The sequence below is a fragment of the Comamonas sp. Z1 genome, from assembly GCF_008121555.1.
GTDB lineage: Bacteria > Pseudomonadota > Gammaproteobacteria > Burkholderiales > Burkholderiaceae_C > Comamonas > Comamonas thiooxydans.
In genome coordinates, this window is the sequence record NZ_VOQT01000012.1 from 66393 (window position 1) to 83212 (window position 16820).

Below are 16820 nucleotides of genomic sequence, written 5' to 3' on the forward strand. Positions count from 1 at the left end.
CAGGCGTGGCCAGGCTCCCATCAGTCGCGCAGCAGGTCGTTGATGCTGGTCTTGGAGCGGGTCTGTGCATCCACGCGCTTGACGATGATGGCGGCATACATGGAGTAGTCCTTGCCATCCTTGGTCTGCTTGGGGATGTTGCCGCTGACCACCACCGATCCGCTGGGCACGCGGCCGTAGGTGATTTCGCCGGTTTCGCGGTTGAACAGAGGGGTGGACTGGCCGATGTACACACCCATGCCGAGAACGGAGTTTTCTTCCACGATCACGCCTTCGACGACTTCGGAGCGGGCGCCGATGAAGCAGTTGTCTTCGATGATGGTGGGGTTGGCTTGCAGGGGCTCGAGCACGCCGCCCAGGCCCACGCCGCCGGACAGGTGCACGTTCTTGCCGACTTGAGCGCAGGAGCCCACGGTGGCCCAGGTGTCGACCATGGTGCCTTCGTCCACATAGGCGCCGATGTTCACATAGGAAGGCATCAGGATGGCGCCCTTGGCGATGAAGGAGCCGCGACGAGCCACGGCAGGAGGCACCACGCGCACGCCGGTGGCGGCGATCTCAGCCTCGCTCATGCCTTCGAACTTGGTGGGTACCTTGTCGAAGAAGTTCAGGGCGCCGCCGTTGATCAGCGCATTGTCCTTGAGACGGAAGGACAGCAGCACGGCCTTCTTGATCCACTGGTGCACGGTCCACTGGCCCACGCCTTCGCGGCTGGCCACGCGCAGCTTGCCGTCATTGAGTTCGGCAATCACGTGCTCCACGGCATCCACCACTTCCTTGGGGGCGGCGGAAGGCGAAATAGTGGCACGGTTGTCCCAGGCGTTGTCGATGATGGATTGCAGTTGTTGCGTCATGATGTTTTCGGTCAAAGATCGAAAGTTGAGGTGAATCGTTGAGTCATAAAGGCCTGCACCGGGCAGGCCCTGGGGTGGAAATCAGCGTATGCGCGACTCGATGAACCGGGCAATGCGCTGAGCGGCTTCAAGGCATTCTGCCGTCTCGGCCACCAGAGCCATGCGAATGCGGTTGGCTCCGGGGTTGAAGCCATGGGCCTCACGTGCCAGATAGCTTCCCGGTAAAACCGTCACGCCTGTATGAATATACAGCTCCTTGGCGAATTGTGCATCATCCATGCCCAGTTGCGGCGGAATGCCGGCCCAGAGATAGAAGCTGGCATCGGGCAGCTTCACATCCATGACCCTGGATAGCACGGGCGTGACCTGGGCAAACTTCTCGCGGTAGAGACGGCGATTTTCCTGCACATGGGCCTCGTCACCCCAGGCGGCAATCGATGCCGTCTGGACCACGGGGCTCATGGCGCCGCCGTGATAGGTGCGGTAGAGCAGGAAGGATTTGAGCAGGGCCGCGTCGCCTGCCACAAAGCCGCTGCGCAGTCCGGGCACATTGCTGCGTTTGGACAGGCTGGTGAACATCACCAGATTCTTGAAATCATGGCGACCGAGCTTTTGTGCCGCTTCCAGGCCGCCCAGCGGAGCTTCCTCCTGGAAGTAGATCTCGCTGTAGCACTCGTCGCTGGCAATCACAAAGCCATGCTTGTCGGACAGGGCGAACAGCTTCTCCCATTCGCCCAGTGGCATCACGGCGCCCGTGGGGTTGCCGGGAGAGCAGACAAAAATCATCTGCGTGTTCTGCCATACCTCCTCGGGCACGGCATCCCAGTTCACGGCGAAGTTGCGCGCGGCATCGCTGGCGGCGTAATAGGGTGTGGCCCCGGCTAGCAGCGTTGCACCTTCGTAGATTTGATAGAAGGGGTTGGGGCAGATGACGCGCGCACCGGCTCGGGTGCTGTCCACCACCACCTGGGTAAAGGCAAACAGGGCTTCACGCGAGCCATTGACGGGCAGAACCTGGGTCGCTGCATCGAGTTCTACGCCATAGCGCCGGTTGGCCCATTGCGCACAGGCCTGGCGCAGCGCTGGCAGACCGGCGGTGGCGGGGTAAACGGACAGGCCCTGGAGTTCGCTGCTCAGTGCTTTTTCAATGAACGCCGGCGTGGCGTGGCGCGGCTCTCCGATGCCCAGGCTGATGGGGCGCAGGCCCTCGGGCGGCTGGGCAGAGGCAAACAGTTGGCGAAGGCGTTCAAACGGATAAGGCTGTAAGCGCGAGAGCAGGGGATTCATAGTGAGACATTATGGGCTGATGCCATTTTCGCATGAGAAAACAGTGCTCATGGTTTCGATTTTGCGGGTTTGCAGGCACCGTAAATTGCAATTTGTTACGTAAGCTGGATGACAGAGCAAAGGGCTACCGTGAGAAGGCTGCAAGCTCAGCAAACGAAGTCGACCACAAAAAACGAATGGAGACAGGCAATGCAAAAGCGCATCTTGCCCGACAAAAAAAACCGCGTACGAATGAGGAATTCCGGATGGCTGTGCTTGGGGTTGCCATGGCTGCTGGCCGGGCCTGTTTTGCCCGTGCTGGGCCTGAGCGGAACATGGCAGCTGGGCTGGTTGCTGCTGTGGATCATGGGAGTGCTGTTGTGGGTCGGTGCTCTTCACAAGAGCTGGCAGCAGCAGTGGCAGGACATGCAGCTGGCGCTGGAAAAAGTCGCCCATGGCGACCTGAGTATGAGCGCTGCCAAAGGGGCGCAAGCGGCTGCGGCGACATCGGGCTTGACCGAGTCCATGGTGCATGCGTTGTCGGCCATGGTGGCCGATGTGCGCAGCAACGCGGCCCTGGTTGCCCAGGCTGGACAGGGCATGGTCAAGGACCACCAGGCCCTGTCTGAACGAACCGAGATGCAGGCGAGCAATCTGGCGCAGACGGTGGTCAGTGTCGAGCAGCTCAGCGCAGCGGTTCAGCACAGCGCCGAGGTGAGCAAGGCGGCCCATGGTCGTGCCGACGGCGTGCGCTCGGCCGCCGATCAGGGCGCCCAAGCCATGCAGCATGCCGTGCAGTCGGTGGAGCTGATCGAGCGCAATGCCGGGCGCATGCGGGAAATCATTGGGGTGATAGACGGCATTGCCTTTCAGACCAATATTCTGGCCCTCAATGCGGCCGTGGAGGCCGCCAGGGCCGGTGAGCAGGGGCGCGGCTTTGCCGTCGTGGCCAGCGAGGTGCGTACGCTGGCGCAGCGCAGCGCCGAAGCTGCCAAGGAGATACGCCTGCTGATCGGAGAGACAGTGCAGCAGGTGAGCCAGAGCACGCAGCTGCTGCGCAACGCCGTCGAGCAGACTCAAGGGGTGACGAGGGCCATCCATGATGTGGTCAGTCATATGGGGACGCTCTCGGACTCGGCCAGCAGCCAGAGCACGGGGCTTCAGGAAATCAGCAATGCCGTGCACCAGATCGATGGAATCACCCAGCACAATGCCCAGATGGTCGGTCAGGCGCTGCAGCAGGCCCGCGAGCTGCAGCTGCGTGCCCAGCACCTGTCGGACGCCGTGTCGCGCTTCAGATTGCAGCAGGGCACGGCCGAGGAGGCCGTGGCCCTGGTGCAGGCAACCATGCGGCAAGCCAAAAGCTCGTCCAGTGTCGCCAGCCTGCTGCAGACCGTGACCGATCCTGAGCAGCCATTCCACGACCGCGACATGTATGTGTTCGCTCTGTCCTCGGAAGGGGAGTACCGTGCCTTCGGCGGCAATCCCGCCAAGGTGGGGCTGCGCGTGCAGGATGTGCCCGGCATCGACGGCGACAGCCTGATGGCCGACATCATGGCTCAGGCCGAGTTGCGCCCGGGTTGGGTCGAGTATGACTACATCAACCCCAGCAACCAGCAGGTGCAGACCAAGATGTCCTATGTCTGCAAGCATGCAGGCCTGTACTGGGGCTGCGGCGTCTACAAAAGCCTGGTCAGCGCCTAGTGAGACCCCGAGAGAGCTTTGCAGCCCCAGGAGATGCTATTGAATCAAGAAGAGCTGTTGGCGCTTTTTTGCATGAGCGATAGCGGCTTATTCGGTATCAATTCTGGGCGCGCTGAGCCTTGGCCTTGGCCAGAATAGCGGCAATCGCAGCCTTTTTGTCGGGTGCTGGCGCTGCCGTCGTGACGGCCTGAGCACCGGCTTCTGCCGCGGGAGGCTGTGCCGTGGTGCGCACCGGCGCATTGGCCTTGCGACCCGTGCGCTGCAGATGCACGCCATAGCGGTGGCGGGCATGCTCGGCCTGGGCAGCGCTCCAGGCTGACCAGCCCGTGGCCTCCGCACTGGCATTGACCAGTTCTATGCAATCGACCGGACAGACGGGAATGCACAGCTCGCAGCCCGTGCAATGCTCGGCAATCACGGAGTGCATGCGCTTGTTGGCACCCAGAATCGCGTCGGTGGGACAGGCCTTGATGCACAACGTGCAGCCTATGCACCAGGCTTCGTCGATCAGGGCCAGGGTGCGCGGGGTTTCGATGCCATTTGCGGCGTTGAGCGGCAACTCCGGCCTGTCGGTGATGGACGCCAGGCGGCGCACGCCTTCCTGGCCACCGGGTGGGCATTGATTGATGGCGGCTTCTCCGCTAGCAATGGCCTTGGCATAGGACGCGCAATCGGGATAACCGCAGCGCGTGCACTGTGTCTGGGGCAGGGCTGCATCGATGTTCGCAGCCAGTGCTTGAAGCGAAGAGGCTGCGGACATGGATGAGTTCATTCTGGTCTGGCGAGCCTTTACGCCCTGGCGCGGTGGGGGCCGCGTCCTTTCTGGGCAGGGGCGCTATTTTGACCTGTTTTCAGGGTCTTGGCAGACTTGTCGGCATGGGCCTCGTTGCTTTCCAGCTCGGCTCCGTCGTCACTGACGCTGCTCAGATGGCCTGCTGCGCTGGCGGCTGTCGCGCTCGCGGGCTGGTGGGACAGGATGAAGTCGCGCACCTGCGGGTAGACGGTCTTGCGCCAGCGGCTGCCGCTGAAGATGCCGTAATGGCCTGCACCTTGGACTTCGATATGCTGGCGCGCCTCGGCAGCGATGCCGGCACACAGATCATGGGCGGCGCGGGTCTGGCCTGCGCCCGAGATATCGTCGAGCTCGCCTTCCACGGTCAGCAAGGCTGTGTGGCGGATATCCTGAGGACGCACCAGCTCGGGCTGGCCCTGCTCGTTTTTGACTTCCCAGGTGCCCTTGACCAGCTTGTACTCCTGAAACACGGTGGCGATGGTCTCCAGATAGTAGTCGGCATCCATGTCCAGCACGGCGTTGTACTCGTCATAGAACTTGCGGTGGTGCTCGGCGCTGGCCTCGTCACCTTTGATCAGATCCTTGAAATAGTCGTAATGGCTGTTGGCATGGCGGTCAGGATTCATGGCCACAAAGCCCGAGTACTGCAAAAAGCCGGGATAGACGCGGCGGCCGGCACCGGGGTAATTGTTCGGTACCTCGTAGATGACGTTGTTCTCGAACCATTCGTAGCTGCGGGTTTCGGCCAGGTTGTTGACGGCCGTCGGTGAGCGGCGCGCATCAATGGGGCCGCCCATCATGGTCATGGACAGCGGCGTCACCTCGCCACGGCTGGCCATCAGCGAGACGGCCGCCAGCACGGGCACCGTGGGCTGGCAGACGCTGACCACATGACACTGACCATAGCGCCCTTGCAGATAGCGAATGAATTCCTGCACATAGTTCACATAGTCGTCCAGATGGAACTCGCCCTCGGACAGCGGCACGGTACGGGCATTCTTCCAGTCGGTGATATAGACCTTGTGGCCTCCGAGCATGCTTTGCACGGTGTCGCGCAGCAAGGTGGCATAGTGGCCCGAGAGGGGGGCAACGATCAGCACCACGGGCTGGCTGAGCATGAGATCCAGTGTTTCTGGATCGTCGGAAAAGCGCTTGAAGCGGCGCAGCTCACAAAACGGCTTGTCGACCTCCACCCGCTCGCGGATGGTGACATCCACGCCGTTGACTTCGACGTTATGCAGATCGAATTCGGGCTTTTCGTAGTCCTTGCCCAAGCGGTACATGAGGTTGAAGCCCGCTGCCATGCGCTGGGCCAGTGGCACCTGGCTGAAGACCGAGTGGGGGTTGTTGTAGAACTTGGAGGCGGCCTGGGCAAAGTCTGCAAAGGGCTCAACCATTGCGCGTTGCATTTCGTAGATCTGATAGAGCATGGGACGCACTTCTGCGGGTTATGTTGCAGTGCAATATAACAGCAGAGTTTGACATGCGAAGTAGTGAATTCCCTTCAAACCGCGCAACTGCGGGGATTGCGCAACGCATGCCGGACTTGACCGCGCTTGAAAGTAAAAAAGCTGACCGAAGCCAGCTTTTTCATGCAGCGTCAAAGCATCTGCTCTGCGGGTTCCGGCAGGATCTCGTTCGGCTTGGTGCGGGCCAGCTTCATGACCTCGTGCGCAGGCAGGGTCTTGAGACGGTGATCGCTCCAGACCTGGCGCCAGCGGCGCGCACCGGCGAGGCCGTTGCGCAGCCCCAGCATATGCCGGGCAATCGAATACCAGTGCGTGCCATGCTCGCGTGCTTCGCGTTCCATATACAGCACCATCTGCTCTTCGATCTGCTCGCGCGTACGCTCCCTGCTCTCATCCTGATAGTAAAGAGCGTCCCAGGACGCCATCCACCAGGGGTTGTGGTAGGCCTCGCGGCCCACCATGACGCCATCGACCTGCTGCAATTGCTGCTGTACCACGTCATCGGTCTTGATGCCGCCGTTGACAGCGACGGTCAGGCCCGGAAAGTCACGCTTGAGTTGTGCGACGACTTCGTAGCGCAGCGGCGGGATTTCACGGTTTTCCTTGGGGGAGAGGCCTTTGAGCCAGGCGTTGCGGGCATGAACCACAAACACCTGGCAGCCTGCATCGGCAACGGTGCCGACGAAGTCGCGCACAAAATCGTAGCTTTCGATCTTGTCGATGCCGATTCGGTGCTTGACAGTGACGGGCACGGACACCACATCGGCCATGGCCTTGACGCAATCGGCTACCAGTGCGGCCTCGTTCATCAGGCAGGCGCCGAAAGCCCCACGCTGAACGCGCTCGCTGGGGCAGCCGCAGTTGAGATTGATCTCGTCATAGCCCCATTGCTCGCCCAGGCGTGCACTGTGCGCCAGATCTGCTGGCTCCGAGCCACCCAATTGCAATGCCACGGGGTGCTCTTCGGCCTCAAACCGCAGATGACGAGCCACGTCGCCATGCACCAGAGCTCCGGTCGTCACCATTTCGGTGTAGAGCAGGGTGTGCTGGCTGAGCAGGCGGTGGAAGTAGCGGCAATGCTTGTCTGTCCAGTCCATCATCGGCGCAACCGACATGCGCCACATTGAGTTAACTTGTTGATTCATAACGATTAATCACTAAATCCGCTGGGCATTTTTGCAAAAATGTTGCACTAAAAATGCCCCAAAAAAGACCGTTTTCCACCATTTTTTGGCTTTTGGTGCAACAATCGGTGCAACAAAAAAACTTGTTGCACCGAAGGGAGCTGAGCCATGGGAACAATCGCAACGCGCAAGAAAGCGAATGGTGAAAATTCATACACGGCCACCATCCGGGTCAAGGATGGTGGAGTCGTAGTCCTGTCCGAAAGTCAGACGTTCAATAAGAAGGCCTTGGCCAGCGCCTGGATGACCCGCAGGGAAGCAGAGCTTCAAAAGGTGCGAGCGACCGGTGCGCCAGAGGTTCGGAAAGTGACCGTTGCCGAGATTTTAGAGGCCTACGTAAAACAGGCTGAGGGCATCACCAAATGGGGGCGCTCCAAAACGGCAGACATCAAGCGCCTTAAAGAGTGCAATCTGGCGAACAAGGACGCACGTTACCTCACGGACTCAGACCTTATTGAGTACGCGGAAAGCCGCCGCACTGTCGATAAGGCTGGGCCCGCGACCGTGCTCAATGACATTGTTTGGCTGCGCCAGGCCTTCCTGTCTGCTCGAAGCCTGTTTCGTCTGGAAGAGCCGCTGCGCGCCGTGGACATGGCGAAAGCGGAGCTAATGCGGCGCCGAGTGATCTCCAAGCCGGCGCGTCGCTCTCGCCGGATTTCCCCTGCAGAAGAGAAACAGATCCTTGAATATCTGCGAAGCAAGACCCGTACACGAATACCCATGGCGGATATTGTTGAGTTTGCTCTGTTGACGGCACGCCGACAGGAAGAAGTATGCCGACTGAAATGGGATGAAGTGGATTTTGAGAGTGGTACTGCGTGGCTTGACGATGTGAAACATCCTACGCAGAAAGTTGGTAATCGTCGTCAGTTCAGGATATTGAAGCCTGCACTTGAGATTATTAATAGGCAGCCCAAGGTATCTGAATTTATATTTCCTTGGGATAGTAAATCGGTGGGTACTGCCTTTACCCGAGCAATGCGAATGATGGGCATTGATGATCTACATTTTCACGATACCCGGCACGAAGCCACTAGCCGGTTATTTGAGAAGGGTTACAGCATTCAGGAAGTGGCCCAGTTCACATTGCATGACAGCTGGGCCACTCTCCAGAGATATACGCACTTGCGACCCACAGATGTGCCGGAGCGCTAGTTTCCAGTAACCCGCTTCCAGTCGTTCATGGCGTCCTGTTTTTTCTTGTCAATGTGATCAGCCAACACCTTGGCATCCACAAACCATTTGCTTTTCTGGCTGCCGAGTCGGTAAACAGGCACTGGCAGCTCGTTTGAGCGGGCATAGTCCAGTGCCTTCTTTAATGCGATTCCGAAATAATCCTCGCAGCACTTTTCCAATGGGATATTTGTGTCGCCATATTTGGCGAGTAGGGCAAAGTGTGTGTTGCTCATTGTTCTATTTGGTGAGCCCGAAGCGGGTGATAGCCGCTTCAGGCGATTGGTGGTCGGTGTCGGTCAGAGTCCGGCACGGTTGAGCGCCTGCAGAGTGCTGCAGGTCGTGGCTGGATCAGTCTGGGTGCGTGGCTGGCGCTGGTAGCAGGGAGCGAACCCAGTCCGCGCCGGCGGCCACGCCATCGGACGCGGAGCGTTGGCCGTATTCAATGGCTACGGACTGAGGTGCCTTGTGCCGGCAGCAAGGCGGACAGCGTGGATCTCCGGCCCCTTGCGGATTGCCGGGGCCATGCCAATCCAGGCTGGTGCGGCAGTAGCCGTACTTGATTGACCAGTCATTGCCGGGCGGCGCTGGCCGGGTGCTGCACAGGTACGGTGAAACTCCATCACCATGCGCGGCCGTAGGGTCTTGGGATAGGGAGTCATCAGCTGGCATGCTCTTCGTCCTCATCGTTCCATGAGCCGTGAGCTATGTGAACTGTGCGTGAAACTATCCCGGGCGATGAGGTTGGGACGCGGTAGACATCGCCTGTTGGCCCCTTGCGAATGGTCATGCCTTCGGGGATGTACTGCAGATCATCGAGCGCCTCTGGGAGCCCGCGGGATTCAGGATTCAACCCAAGCCCACGGATCTTCTTGCGAACTGCTTCCGGGCCTTTGCCAAGGGCCGTGGCAATGTTAGAGACGGCGATTCGGCCGGCGTTGCGCAGCAGGTACTCAATGTCTTCCTCGCACCAGCTACCTCTGAGCAGCCTTGGGTTGTATTCGATCGCATCGGTGGTCATCCCAGCATCTCCTTGCTGATGGGCTTTACGTGTTCCCAGCTAGAGCCCGGCTGGCCAACGGCATTGCTGCCGGTGCAGGCCAACTCGTGGTTATGGGCGCGAGGGCAGCGCTTGTTTCCGCACTCGGGGCAGACCACGAATCGCATGTCCTGCAAGGTGATGGGCCGGCAGGTGGAGCACCAGCACTCCGGCGCCTGCTGCTGGAGGTGGTTAAGAATCAAAAGCACATCCTCTGGGGATGGGTCGAAGTGAAATCCTTCCGCCCCGAACTTCTTGCACAGGGACAAATGTCGCTCAGTGGCATCCCTCACACGCCATAGCGCCTGCAATATGCCAGCGTCGAGTAAGCTGGCTTTCGCCAGGGCGGCGAGACGCTCTGCCAGCACCCGTTCCCCTGGTATGGGCGGTGATGCAATGAACCCGCGAGCGCCAATCTCCAAGTCCTTTTCCCCTCGAAGAAGGGCTTTCAGGTAGCCGAGCGCTTGCATGCGGTGGCCGTCGAACTGCAGCGCCAGCCGGCGCCAGCTGTCGGTGGCTTCGGTTTCTTCGACGAGTTCCTTGCGAGCCTCGGCGTTCATGGCGGCCTGCATGCGGTGTTGCTCAGTCATCTGATCCGCGCGCAGCTTTTGCTGAGCTGTGCGGCCAGCTTCTGCTACCAGCTCTGCCTCGAGTTTGGAATTTCGTGCACGCAGACTGTTAATCAAGTCGAAGTTCGGAGCTTGGCCAATAGGCGGTTTCCAAAGTTCGCCCCCGCAGTATGTGTATCCCAGTGCCTGCAGCGTCTTGATCGCCGCGGTGGCCTCTGAATGTGTGGTCATGGTTTGTTCAGTCAAAGTTCAGGATACGGCTCGGTTCAATAACGCCTGGCATGTCGTCAATCCAGATGTTTACGTGGTAGCCGGCTCTCTGCGCGGCGTCGCGCTTGTAGTCAGGGCCAGAGCAGATCACTCTCACGCTGTTGGGCAAGACCGGCTCGCGTGAGAAGTCCGGGATCTCACGGCGCGCCGTAACGCAGACAACGGTGTGACCACGGCGCTCGGCATCGCTGATGAACTGGCGCCAGAGGGTGGGGTCAGCTGTAAAGGTGTTGTCGTAGTCCAGGCCAAAGATCAAGCTCATGTTGTCGGCTTTCCGGCCAGCGCGGCCACAAGGTCGTTCAAAGGGTTGGACTCGTTGCTGTTGAGGTTGGGGGAGTCCACTTTTTTTTCGCCGCAATCGCAGCGGTAGATCCCTCGCAACGAGAAGCTGCTGCCTCGGCCGCCAACTTGCGAGTTGGTTGCGTTTTTCAGCCACTTCCATTGGTGGCGTGGCCCAAGGGTGCATTTCTTCATGCTTCAGGTGCTCCCACATAAATAGCAAACACCCTCACTGGTTCGGGGCCAAAGTGAGGGTGTTGAATGGTTTTCATGGTGTAGCCGCGCCACGGGAGCCGCATGCGACGGGCGGCGTCGGCTGCTTTTGGGTAGCCCAGCCTCAGCTCGATGCTGTCGAAGTGCCGCCCTTCCAGGCGTTTGCGCCAGTAGGGGTTGTCGAGGCGGTATTCCTCGGGCTTGGTGCCGGCGCGGATCTGCTCGAAATACTCTCGTTTGAGGGGCAGAACTAGGGTGCTCATGAGGGTGTATCCAGATCTGGAGGGGCCGGCTCCGGGTAGCGCAGGGCCCAGTTCGGATTGTTGAAAACAGAGCCAGCCACCTTTGCCAGCTCGGCTGCCTTGGCTTTGTCGCCAAAGCGCCAGAGGTGCCGCAGGTATCGAGAGACATTGCCATAGGTGATGTCCCGGCCGTAGTGCGGAACGTTGAACCGGGCCAGGTCTTCCTGGCCGAAGAAAGGCAGTTCGGGCTGACTGGCCATTTCAGCCTCCCTTTTCTGCTTGGCTGGCGCTGGCCGGCGTGGTGACCAGCCCGCATGCCGGCGAGCTGTGCGTCAGGGAGTAGGAGAGCGGGATGAACTCTCTGACCGTCTTGCAGCCAGGGCAGACATGGCGGTAGCTCTTGCCCGGTGGAATGTAGAAGCCAGAAGCCGGCGCATGCTCTGGGTGGATGCATGTTTGGTCTGCTGGTAGAACGAAGAAGGACGAAGTGATTCCCATCGTTTCCTCTCCATCAAGGGGTTGGGTGCGAGCCACCAGTGCCTTGATAGTTTCAGCGAGTGCTTTCAATCCATCCGGCGTGTCTACGTGATAGCTTCCTACGGCGAGGCCCTTGTATTGCTCGGTTGGGCTGGGGCATCCGCAGTGGCCATTGACGCGGACGGCATTGCCATGCTTTGCATGCAGGGCCTCAGCTGCAGCCCATTCGATACCTGGCCCCTCGGCCATCCAGTAATACCAGGCGCGCTTGAACTGCCAGCCATGGAGAACACCCATGACGGTGGTTTTTACTTCGCCCGAGGTTCGCCGAAGAAAGTCAGCCATGTATTCCGGCCCCTTGCCTTCATGCTCCTGCAGGGTCTGAATGCCGGCTGCTTTCAGCTCGGCACGCAGGATCTCGTCGGTGTCGGCATGGTCGCCGGCTCTGTTGGGAAAGCGGTTCATCGATCATCCCCCGTGGTTGGCCGGCAGCCTGGGAGCTGCGGAACGCCTCGGGTGAGGGCGGCTCGGTTTTCCTGCATCTGGGCTTCGATCTCCGCTCTCGGCCTGCTTTCATGGAGCATCGCCGCAAGCAGGCTCTGCGTTTCCTCCAGAGCCTTGAACAAGTCCGGTGCAGACTCCATCAAGCTGGCGTCTTCGGGCTTTGGGTCTTCGTCAAAGCAGCAGATCACGGTACCGTCAGCACCATCAATCTGAGAGCAATACCCGCTTTCGCTCCTGAACTGCCACGGCCCGTTGGTGTATTTCGTGTTGCTCATGTCTTATTTCCCACTTGCTGCCGCGTTAGCGGCACGGTCAATTGCTTCAAGGCTGGCTTTGTGATCCAGAGGAAAGCCATCCGCGTCATGTAGTGCCGCTCCGAGCGCATCCATCCCGTCACGGCGAATCTCAGACAGCACGAATGCCAGGCGCAGTGCATCCTGCGTCTGAGGTGCGTGCATGGGCAGGGGGGAGTGCTTCGGCTTGGCTGCCTGCTTGGCCCTGATGGCTTCAACCTTCGTCCAGATACGCGCCAGCTCCGCTTCCCCGCAGGCGTGCATGTCCAGGCCACTGGCCAGGCAGAGCGCCGCAAGGGTGACCATCACGCCGCCTGCCTCTTGCATGGGATCGCCCACAGGCCGTGCAAATACATAATCCACCAGCTGGTGCGCTTCGCTGGCCGTGCTGCCGCAGGACTGCACCAGTTCCAAGGCCTCTTCCAAAAAGCGGTGGTTGCGCTCAATGCGATCGGCCGAGATTTCAGGGCCGAAGCAGGCCATCATCCAGGGCTGCACCCGTTGCTGGAATGCCAGCGCCTGGAGCTGCAGCTCGAGGTGCTCGCCATCAGCCTTGACCAGCTCCTTGATGGCTCCGGTCAGGTAAGACCACGCGAAATTGACGCCTTCATGCCCCAGTGCCGCGGCGATCTTCATTCGCGCCTTCTGGTCAGCCTGGGCCCGGTGGGTGAGATTTGCGACTACCTTGCATGCAGGCTCCAGCAAGTCTGTAACCACTGAATCGCCTTGCCACTCGTTGCTTCCGACAGCGGTGTTGATCGCTTCAACCAGCTTGAGGGGCAACGTCATTGCCTTGGTACAGTCAGTGCAGTCACATCGCTGGCAATCTTCGGCAACTGCAATCGCTTCCCGCAGATCGTGCGTTGTCGGCCGCGCGCCAATCAGGCCATTGGATACCCAACGAATTACAGAACCCTCTGCTGCAGGTGCGGATACTCCGCCCAGCAGGGCGCGCACTTGCTGCTCTGTATAGAGCTTTGTGCCGCGTACCACAGTGTCTATGAGCCATTTCACATCAGGCTTCTTGCGCCACTCGAATGTCACTACAGCGGCAGGCTCAGGCAGCACAAGGTGCTCAGCTGCTTCGGGTATTGCTTCAAGCGCTGCAGCTGCTGCCATATGTTCGTCATAGGCGGCTTTGGCGTCAGGCTCGCGCTCCCAGTCATCTCGGTTGATGCTAGTTGTGTGCGATTGCTGAAGTTCTTTGGCGACGTTGCGCAGCAGGCGCACGGCTGTCGCTATCGTTGCTGTATTCATGGTGCTATCCTGTTTTCCCGTTTTTGGCCGGGAGGTCATATGTGGACATGCAAGAGCTGCGGCTTGCTGGTGATGTTCAGTGCCGTTGATCCTGAGATAGATACACGCGGCTGCTACTTCCTGTGCCCTGGGTGTGAGCACAGGAATACGCTGATCAACGTTGATCGATCTGGCGACGGGGTAGCGCTGGCTCAGCCTTTGGATTGAGCGGCTGCCTTGGCTGCGATGCGGGCGCTCTTGAGGTCGCCTGCATGTGTGGCGTATTTCGATGCCATCGCCTCATAGTGATCCTGCAGGCCGCGCAGTGCGCGTGCCAGCGTGCCGTCCTTGTGCTCGTGCAGCCAGCGCGACCGTGTGCCGTAGCCCGATGACTTCGCGCTGTAGGTCACATGCCCGTTGTCTTCGCGGCGGGTGACCTCCAGCGTGGACAGCCGATTGCTGCCGCTTGATTTCGTGCCGGTTGCCGTGTACACGCTCAATCCCTCCGGCGCTGGCACCGCTTTGCGAAGCCATGCCGGATCGCGGTGAACCGTCCAGCAGTAGCCCGGCATGATCTTCACCAGTTCGGCGCGGAATTCGTTGCTGTTCATGCTGCATCTCCCTGCTGGGTTGCCTGGGCTTCATACGGAAACAGTTGCATGGGTCGGAAGGTTTCGATCTTCCCGCTCTGCATCTGCATAACGATTGCGTAGCCGCTGGCATGCTTCAGACTGACGACTCCTATTTGCTGGCCAACTTGGCCGGATCGGGAATCGCCAGATCCAGCACGCCACCATGGTCCATCTTCGATCGCGGTGTAGTCCACCAACTTCGACAGATCTATTCCTTTGGCGATTCCCATCACTCACCCCCTTGCGCTGCCTGGGCGGCGATGGCGGCGTCAATCCCTGACTCGGCCTCTGCAAGATCGGCACACAGCAAGCCAATCCCATCCAGAACCATTGGGTAAAACTCCGCCTGCTCGCGGCACCAGCGATAGCGCTTCGCATCCCGCGCGTCTGCCTGCGCCTGGGGTGCAGAGATCCGTGCATGAGCCTGTGCCATGCGGAAAATGCTTTTCGCGTGCCAGTCCGGGTCAAGAATGATGGTGTCGGCCGGATAGTTCTTTGCAAACCATTCGCGGAAGCTGTCTGGCGTATTCGCCAGCGCAGCCGGTGCAGATACTCCGGCTAGCAGGGCGCGTAGCTTGGCTTCAATGGGATTCTTCAGGCTTTTTGCTGATGCAAACTGAGCATTAAACTTTTCATGCGAATCAAGCAGTAGCTCTCCAGCTTTCATTGCAGAGTCCATTGCCGTCCCTACCAACTCCATAACTTCATTAACCGCTGCATCAGGATCAGGCGGTGCCACTGGCGCAACTGCGACGTTGTTCGTTGTGGCCAACTGAGCGCCAGGCGGGACAATCAGCATGCCTTTAGGGTCGCTTGCAATATCTCGCGCATCGCGGGGCTCGCCCGTGTACGGATTGAACAGCACTGGCGGCACGTATCGGCCAACCGGCGCGACATACCCAGTTGTGTGGGCTTTATTCATGGTTTTCTTCCTCGGGCGGAGCCTTGGCCCAGCGGTATGCCGCTGCGATGCCGAAGGCCAGGATGATCAAAAGGAACACGGCCCATTCCATGAGCCAGCGGTATTCGGTTGCTGCGCAGTTCATGGTTGGCCTGCGTTGGGATTTCCGTCCGGGTAAGCACCGCCGCGCGTTTCCCACTGCTCGCGCATTAGCTTTCCAAGCTCCGCGGCTCCGTTACCAGCGATGGTCATGCCCTGGTGCTGGGGCACAGCTGCTGCAGGGGAGGCGGAAAGGCTAGCTGCGGTGGCTGACAGAAGCACTTCCCCGCGCTCCACGCCATCACGCGCGTCCGGCTGAATAACTCGCTCCAACGATTCCAAGGTTCGGTCTCGCAACTCGTGTTGCTCAGGGCCGCAAAGCGAAATCAGCTCTTTCATCCAATGAACCGGCACCGATACGCGGGACTCGGAAGCAGGTGCAGATACTCCGGCCAGCAGGGCGCGCACTGTGTCAGCATGGAAAGCGCCGGTTGCAGTACCGTCATTACTCCAGCACTGCCAGCCACGATCAGGGTGGATGGTTGCGCCAGGTCGCACCCAGAAATCAGGCTCAGGCAGAACCTCTGGAGCAGCTGCTAGAACCTCGGGTAGGGTGTAGACAGTCTCTGCTCGGTGATCATTGTGAATAATGAGGTCTGCCGGGTGGCGATAGAAAAGATCCACTCCGGCGGGCGTCGTTACGACATATCCGAATGGCTGAGGGATTGTCCTCGCCACTGGCGCAGCTGCTGCCGCCAGCAGTTTCTGAACCTCGGCTATTGGATCGCCTTCCTCTTCCATGCCCAGCGCGGTCAGGATTCGACAGTAGTTGTTCGCGTCCTCTTTCGTGACGGTCACCATGTCGGGCGCAGCTGCTGCCGGGGCGGCAACCAGTGGACCCGGTGCCACGATCAGCTTGCCTTCTGGGTCACTTGCGATGTCGCGTGCATCTCGCGGCTTCCCTGTATGCGGGTTGTGCGTGACGATTCGTGCAGAGTTGAATTCGACCATCGCATGGTCCCCACACTTGCGGCAGCGAATCTGCATATGGTCGCCGAGCTGTCCTGGCGCAGCAGCTGCTGCCGGGGTGGCGGCAAGCGCGGCGCGGGCCTTCCATGCCTCAAGTGCATCGTGCGCGTCATCCCAGATTTGCTCATGCTCTTTTGCAGAGGATCGGTCAGTTAAAGCAGCCATTGAGGCCTCAAGCAGCTTCTCAAAAGCTGCGATCCCATCAGGCACTGCCACGGCTGCGGGCGCTGCCTGGGGCACTGGGAAGAGTTCGCGCAGCTTAGCTGCCATTTCCGCCGTGACAGCCATGTTCACGCTGTAATTGCCAAGATCCTTGAGGGCGCGGCATGCATCGAGGGCTGTGATTCCAAGGTCGCGGGCAATGTCGCGGATCAGCAGCGGCAGCGGCGCTGCTTGGTCAACTCGAGGGGCATGAGGGAAGTTGGCCCACCAGTTCACAGCGCTCAGAAAGTCATGGGCACTGATCAGATACTGGTCTTCATTGCATGGGGTCTGGTCTGCTGCTGCAAACTTTGCCGAGATGAAGTCGGCATGGAAGAAGTCTCGAACATCCTTGGCGTCTTTTGGCCAGGCAATGGGCAGCGCTGGTTGCAACGGGGGGGACTCCGGTATCTGGTTGGTGACTTCGGTATGCATCGGTGCTCCTGAAAAAAT

Annotated in this window: 22 protein-coding genes; 2 read left to right on the plus strand and 20 right to left on the minus strand. The window is 59.8% G+C overall.

Going from position 1 to position 16820, the window contains the following annotated elements:
* Positions 1 to 20: 20 nt before the first annotated feature.
* Together dapD and dapC are read right to left on the minus strand one after the other, a co-directional pair.
* On the minus strand, positions 21 to 854 hold the full coding sequence (gene dapD, locus FSY45_RS19170; RefSeq protein ID WP_003065004.1) for a 2,3,4,5-tetrahydropyridine-2,6-dicarboxylate N-succinyltransferase: 834 nt from the start codon (positions 852 to 854) through the stop codon (positions 21 to 23).
* A gap of 81 nt (positions 855 to 935) precedes the next feature.
* Positions 936 to 2141, minus strand: coding sequence for a succinyldiaminopimelate transaminase (gene dapC, locus FSY45_RS19175; RefSeq protein WP_046461490.1), 1206 nt, complete (start codon positions 2139 to 2141; stop codon positions 936 to 938).
* Between the two features lie 189 nt (positions 2142 to 2330).
* Here dapC and FSY45_RS19180 point away from each other — a divergent pair, with 189 nt between their 5' ends.
* Positions 2331 to 3824, plus strand: a complete 1494-nt coding sequence (locus FSY45_RS19180) for a methyl-accepting chemotaxis protein (RefSeq protein WP_052951079.1) — start codon at positions 2331 to 2333, stop codon at positions 3822 to 3824.
* A 97-nt stretch (positions 3825 to 3921) separates the two neighbouring features.
* Here FSY45_RS19180 and FSY45_RS19185 read toward each other — a convergent pair whose 3' ends face one another.
* The 3 genes from FSY45_RS19185 to dusA all read right to left on the minus strand — a co-directional run bounded on the left by FSY45_RS19185 (position 3922) and on the right by dusA (position 7231).
* Positions 3922 to 4584 (minus strand): RnfABCDGE type electron transport complex subunit B, encoded by a 663-nt coding sequence (locus tag FSY45_RS19185; RefSeq protein WP_003065010.1) that lies wholly within the window; start codon positions 4582 to 4584, stop codon positions 3922 to 3924.
* A gap of 29 nt (positions 4585 to 4613) precedes the next feature.
* Positions 4614 to 6047 carry a polyhydroxyalkanoate depolymerase gene (locus FSY45_RS19190; protein WP_003065012.1) on the minus strand — a complete coding sequence of 478 codons (1434 nt, stop codon included), beginning with the start codon at positions 6045 to 6047 and terminating at the stop codon, positions 4614 to 4616.
* A gap of 170 nt (positions 6048 to 6217) precedes the next feature.
* Entirely contained in the window at positions 6218 to 7231 is a 1014-nt protein-coding gene (gene dusA, locus FSY45_RS19195; RefSeq protein WP_148748168.1) for a tRNA dihydrouridine(20/20a) synthase DusA, read from the minus strand.
* A 147-nt stretch (positions 7232 to 7378) separates the two neighbouring features.
* Here dusA and FSY45_RS19200 point away from each other — a divergent pair, with 147 nt between their 5' ends.
* A complete protein-coding gene (locus FSY45_RS19200; protein ID WP_148748169.1) occupies positions 7379 to 8425 on the plus strand; it encodes a tyrosine-type recombinase/integrase in 1047 nt (348 codons plus the stop codon).
* Here the strand turns inward: FSY45_RS19200 and FSY45_RS19205 are convergent.
* The 15 genes from FSY45_RS19205 to FSY45_RS19270 all read right to left on the minus strand — a co-directional run bounded on the left by FSY45_RS19205 (position 8422) and on the right by FSY45_RS19270 (position 16802).
* Positions 8422 to 8679 (minus strand): pyocin activator PrtN family protein, encoded by a 258-nt coding sequence (locus FSY45_RS19205; RefSeq protein WP_148748170.1) that lies wholly within the window; start codon positions 8677 to 8679, stop codon positions 8422 to 8424. The genes FSY45_RS19200 and FSY45_RS19205 overlap by 4 nt on opposite strands.
* Positions 8680 to 9104: 425 nt before the next feature.
* Positions 9105 to 9464: a hypothetical protein gene (locus FSY45_RS19210; RefSeq protein WP_148748171.1), complete on the minus strand. Its 360-nt coding sequence runs from the start codon at positions 9462 to 9464 to the stop codon at positions 9105 to 9107.
* The gene (locus FSY45_RS27880; RefSeq protein WP_187427575.1) at positions 9461 to 10282 is read right to left on the minus strand and encodes a hypothetical protein; all 822 of its coding nucleotides are present in this window, start codon (positions 10280 to 10282) and stop codon (positions 9461 to 9463) included. Before FSY45_RS27880 ends, FSY45_RS19210 begins: the two co-directional genes overlap by 4 nt.
* 7 nt (positions 10283 to 10289) lie before the next feature.
* Positions 10290 to 10583, minus strand: coding sequence for a hypothetical protein (locus FSY45_RS19220; protein ID WP_148748172.1), 294 nt, complete (start codon positions 10581 to 10583; stop codon positions 10290 to 10292).
* Entirely contained in the window at positions 10580 to 10795 is a 216-nt protein-coding gene (locus tag FSY45_RS19225; protein ID WP_148748173.1) for a hypothetical protein, read from the minus strand. Before FSY45_RS19225 ends, FSY45_RS19220 begins: the two co-directional genes overlap by 4 nt.
* The gene (locus FSY45_RS19230) at positions 10792 to 11076 is read right to left on the minus strand and encodes an ASCH domain-containing protein (RefSeq protein WP_148748174.1); all 285 of its coding nucleotides are present in this window, start codon (positions 11074 to 11076) and stop codon (positions 10792 to 10794) included. Before FSY45_RS19230 ends, FSY45_RS19225 begins: the two co-directional genes overlap by 4 nt.
* Complete coding sequence (locus FSY45_RS19235) at positions 11073 to 11315, minus strand: hypothetical protein (protein WP_148748175.1); 243 nt, start codon at positions 11313 to 11315, stop codon at positions 11073 to 11075. The genes FSY45_RS19230 and FSY45_RS19235 overlap by 4 nt, the downstream gene beginning before the upstream one ends.
* Before the next feature lies 1 nt (position 11316).
* Positions 11317 to 11997, minus strand: a complete 681-nt coding sequence (locus FSY45_RS19240; protein ID WP_148748176.1) for a hypothetical protein — start codon at positions 11995 to 11997, stop codon at positions 11317 to 11319.
* Positions 11994 to 12311: a hypothetical protein gene (locus FSY45_RS19245; protein WP_148748177.1), complete on the minus strand. Its 318-nt coding sequence runs from the start codon at positions 12309 to 12311 to the stop codon at positions 11994 to 11996. The genes FSY45_RS19240 and FSY45_RS19245 overlap by 4 nt, the downstream gene beginning before the upstream one ends.
* A 3-nt stretch (positions 12312 to 12314) precedes the next feature.
* Entirely contained in the window at positions 12315 to 13625 is a 1311-nt protein-coding gene (locus FSY45_RS28030; protein WP_222864869.1) for a hypothetical protein, read from the minus strand.
* Between the two features lie 152 nt (positions 13626 to 13777).
* On the minus strand, positions 13778 to 14176 hold the full coding sequence (locus FSY45_RS19255) for a hypothetical protein (protein ID WP_148748178.1): 399 nt from the start codon (positions 14174 to 14176) through the stop codon (positions 13778 to 13780).
* Positions 14173 to 14427, minus strand: a complete 255-nt coding sequence (locus FSY45_RS19260; RefSeq protein ID WP_148748179.1) for a hypothetical protein — start codon at positions 14425 to 14427, stop codon at positions 14173 to 14175. The genes FSY45_RS19255 and FSY45_RS19260 overlap by 4 nt, the downstream gene beginning before the upstream one ends.
* Positions 14427 to 15119, minus strand: coding sequence for a hypothetical protein (locus FSY45_RS19265; RefSeq protein WP_148748180.1), 693 nt, complete (start codon positions 15117 to 15119; stop codon positions 14427 to 14429). Before FSY45_RS19265 ends, FSY45_RS19260 begins: the two co-directional genes overlap by 1 nt.
* A complete protein-coding gene (locus tag FSY45_RS28295; protein WP_255443378.1) occupies positions 15112 to 15243 on the minus strand; it encodes a hypothetical protein in 132 nt (43 codons plus the stop codon). Before FSY45_RS28295 ends, FSY45_RS19265 begins: the two co-directional genes overlap by 8 nt.
* Positions 15240 to 16802 (minus strand): hypothetical protein, encoded by a 1563-nt coding sequence (locus FSY45_RS19270; protein ID WP_148748181.1) that lies wholly within the window; start codon positions 16800 to 16802, stop codon positions 15240 to 15242. Before FSY45_RS19270 ends, FSY45_RS28295 begins: the two co-directional genes overlap by 4 nt.
* Positions 16803 to 16820: the final 18 nt, after the last annotated feature.

Bases quoted from the DNA above. Each gene is read 5' to 3' on its own strand.
- dapD (WP_003065004.1), bottom strand. From the start codon at position 854: ATGACGCAACAACTGCAATCCATCATCGACAACGCCTGGGACAACCGT.
- dapC (WP_046461490.1), bottom strand. From the start codon at position 2,141: ATGAATCCCCTGCTCTCGCGCTTACAGCCTTATCCGTTTGAACGCCTT.
- FSY45_RS19180 (WP_052951079.1), top strand. From the start codon at position 2,331: ATGCAAAAGCGCATCTTGCCCGACAAAAAAAACCGCGTACGAATGAGG.
- FSY45_RS19185 (WP_003065010.1), bottom strand. From the start codon at position 4,584: ATGTCCGCAGCCTCTTCGCTTCAAGCACTGGCTGCGAACATCGATGCA.
- FSY45_RS19190 (WP_003065012.1), bottom strand. From the start codon at position 6,047: ATGCTCTATCAGATCTACGAAATGCAACGCGCAATGGTTGAGCCCTTT.
- dusA (WP_148748168.1), bottom strand. From the start codon at position 7,231: ATGAATCAACAAGTTAACTCAATGTGGCGCATGTCGGTTGCGCCGATG.
- FSY45_RS19200 (WP_148748169.1), top strand. From the start codon at position 7,379: ATGGGAACAATCGCAACGCGCAAGAAAGCGAATGGTGAAAATTCATAC.
- FSY45_RS19205 (WP_148748170.1), bottom strand. From the start codon at position 8,679: ATGAGCAACACACACTTTGCCCTACTCGCCAAATATGGCGACACAAAT.
- FSY45_RS19210 (WP_148748171.1), bottom strand. From the start codon at position 9,464: ATGACCACCGATGCGATCGAATACAACCCAAGGCTGCTCAGAGGTAGC.
- FSY45_RS27880 (WP_187427575.1), bottom strand. From the start codon at position 10,282: ATGACCACACATTCAGAGGCCACCGCGGCGATCAAGACGCTGCAGGCA.
- FSY45_RS19220 (WP_148748172.1), bottom strand. From the start codon at position 10,583: ATGAGCTTGATCTTTGGCCTGGACTACGACAACACCTTTACAGCTGAC.
- FSY45_RS19225 (WP_148748173.1), bottom strand. From the start codon at position 10,795: ATGAAGAAATGCACCCTTGGGCCACGCCACCAATGGAAGTGGCTGAAA.
- FSY45_RS19230 (WP_148748174.1), bottom strand. From the start codon at position 11,076: ATGAGCACCCTAGTTCTGCCCCTCAAACGAGAGTATTTCGAGCAGATC.
- FSY45_RS19235 (WP_148748175.1), bottom strand. From the start codon at position 11,315: ATGGCCAGTCAGCCCGAACTGCCTTTCTTCGGCCAGGAAGACCTGGCC.
- FSY45_RS19240 (WP_148748176.1), bottom strand. From the start codon at position 11,997: ATGAACCGCTTTCCCAACAGAGCCGGCGACCATGCCGACACCGACGAG.
- FSY45_RS19245 (WP_148748177.1), bottom strand. From the start codon at position 12,311: ATGAGCAACACGAAATACACCAACGGGCCGTGGCAGTTCAGGAGCGAA.
- FSY45_RS28030 (WP_222864869.1), bottom strand. From the start codon at position 13,625: ATGACCTCCCGGCCAAAAACGGGAAAACAGGATAGCACCATGAATACA.
- FSY45_RS19255 (WP_148748178.1), bottom strand. From the start codon at position 14,176: ATGAACAGCAACGAATTCCGCGCCGAACTGGTGAAGATCATGCCGGGC.
- FSY45_RS19260 (WP_148748179.1), bottom strand. From the start codon at position 14,427: ATGGGAATCGCCAAAGGAATAGATCTGTCGAAGTTGGTGGACTACACC.
- FSY45_RS19265 (WP_148748180.1), bottom strand. From the start codon at position 15,119: ATGAATAAAGCCCACACAACTGGGTATGTCGCGCCGGTTGGCCGATAC.
- FSY45_RS28295 (WP_255443378.1), bottom strand. From the start codon at position 15,243: ATGAACTGCGCAGCAACCGAATACCGCTGGCTCATGGAATGGGCCGTG.
- FSY45_RS19270 (WP_148748181.1), bottom strand. From the start codon at position 16,802: ATGCATACCGAAGTCACCAACCAGATACCGGAGTCCCCCCCGTTGCAA.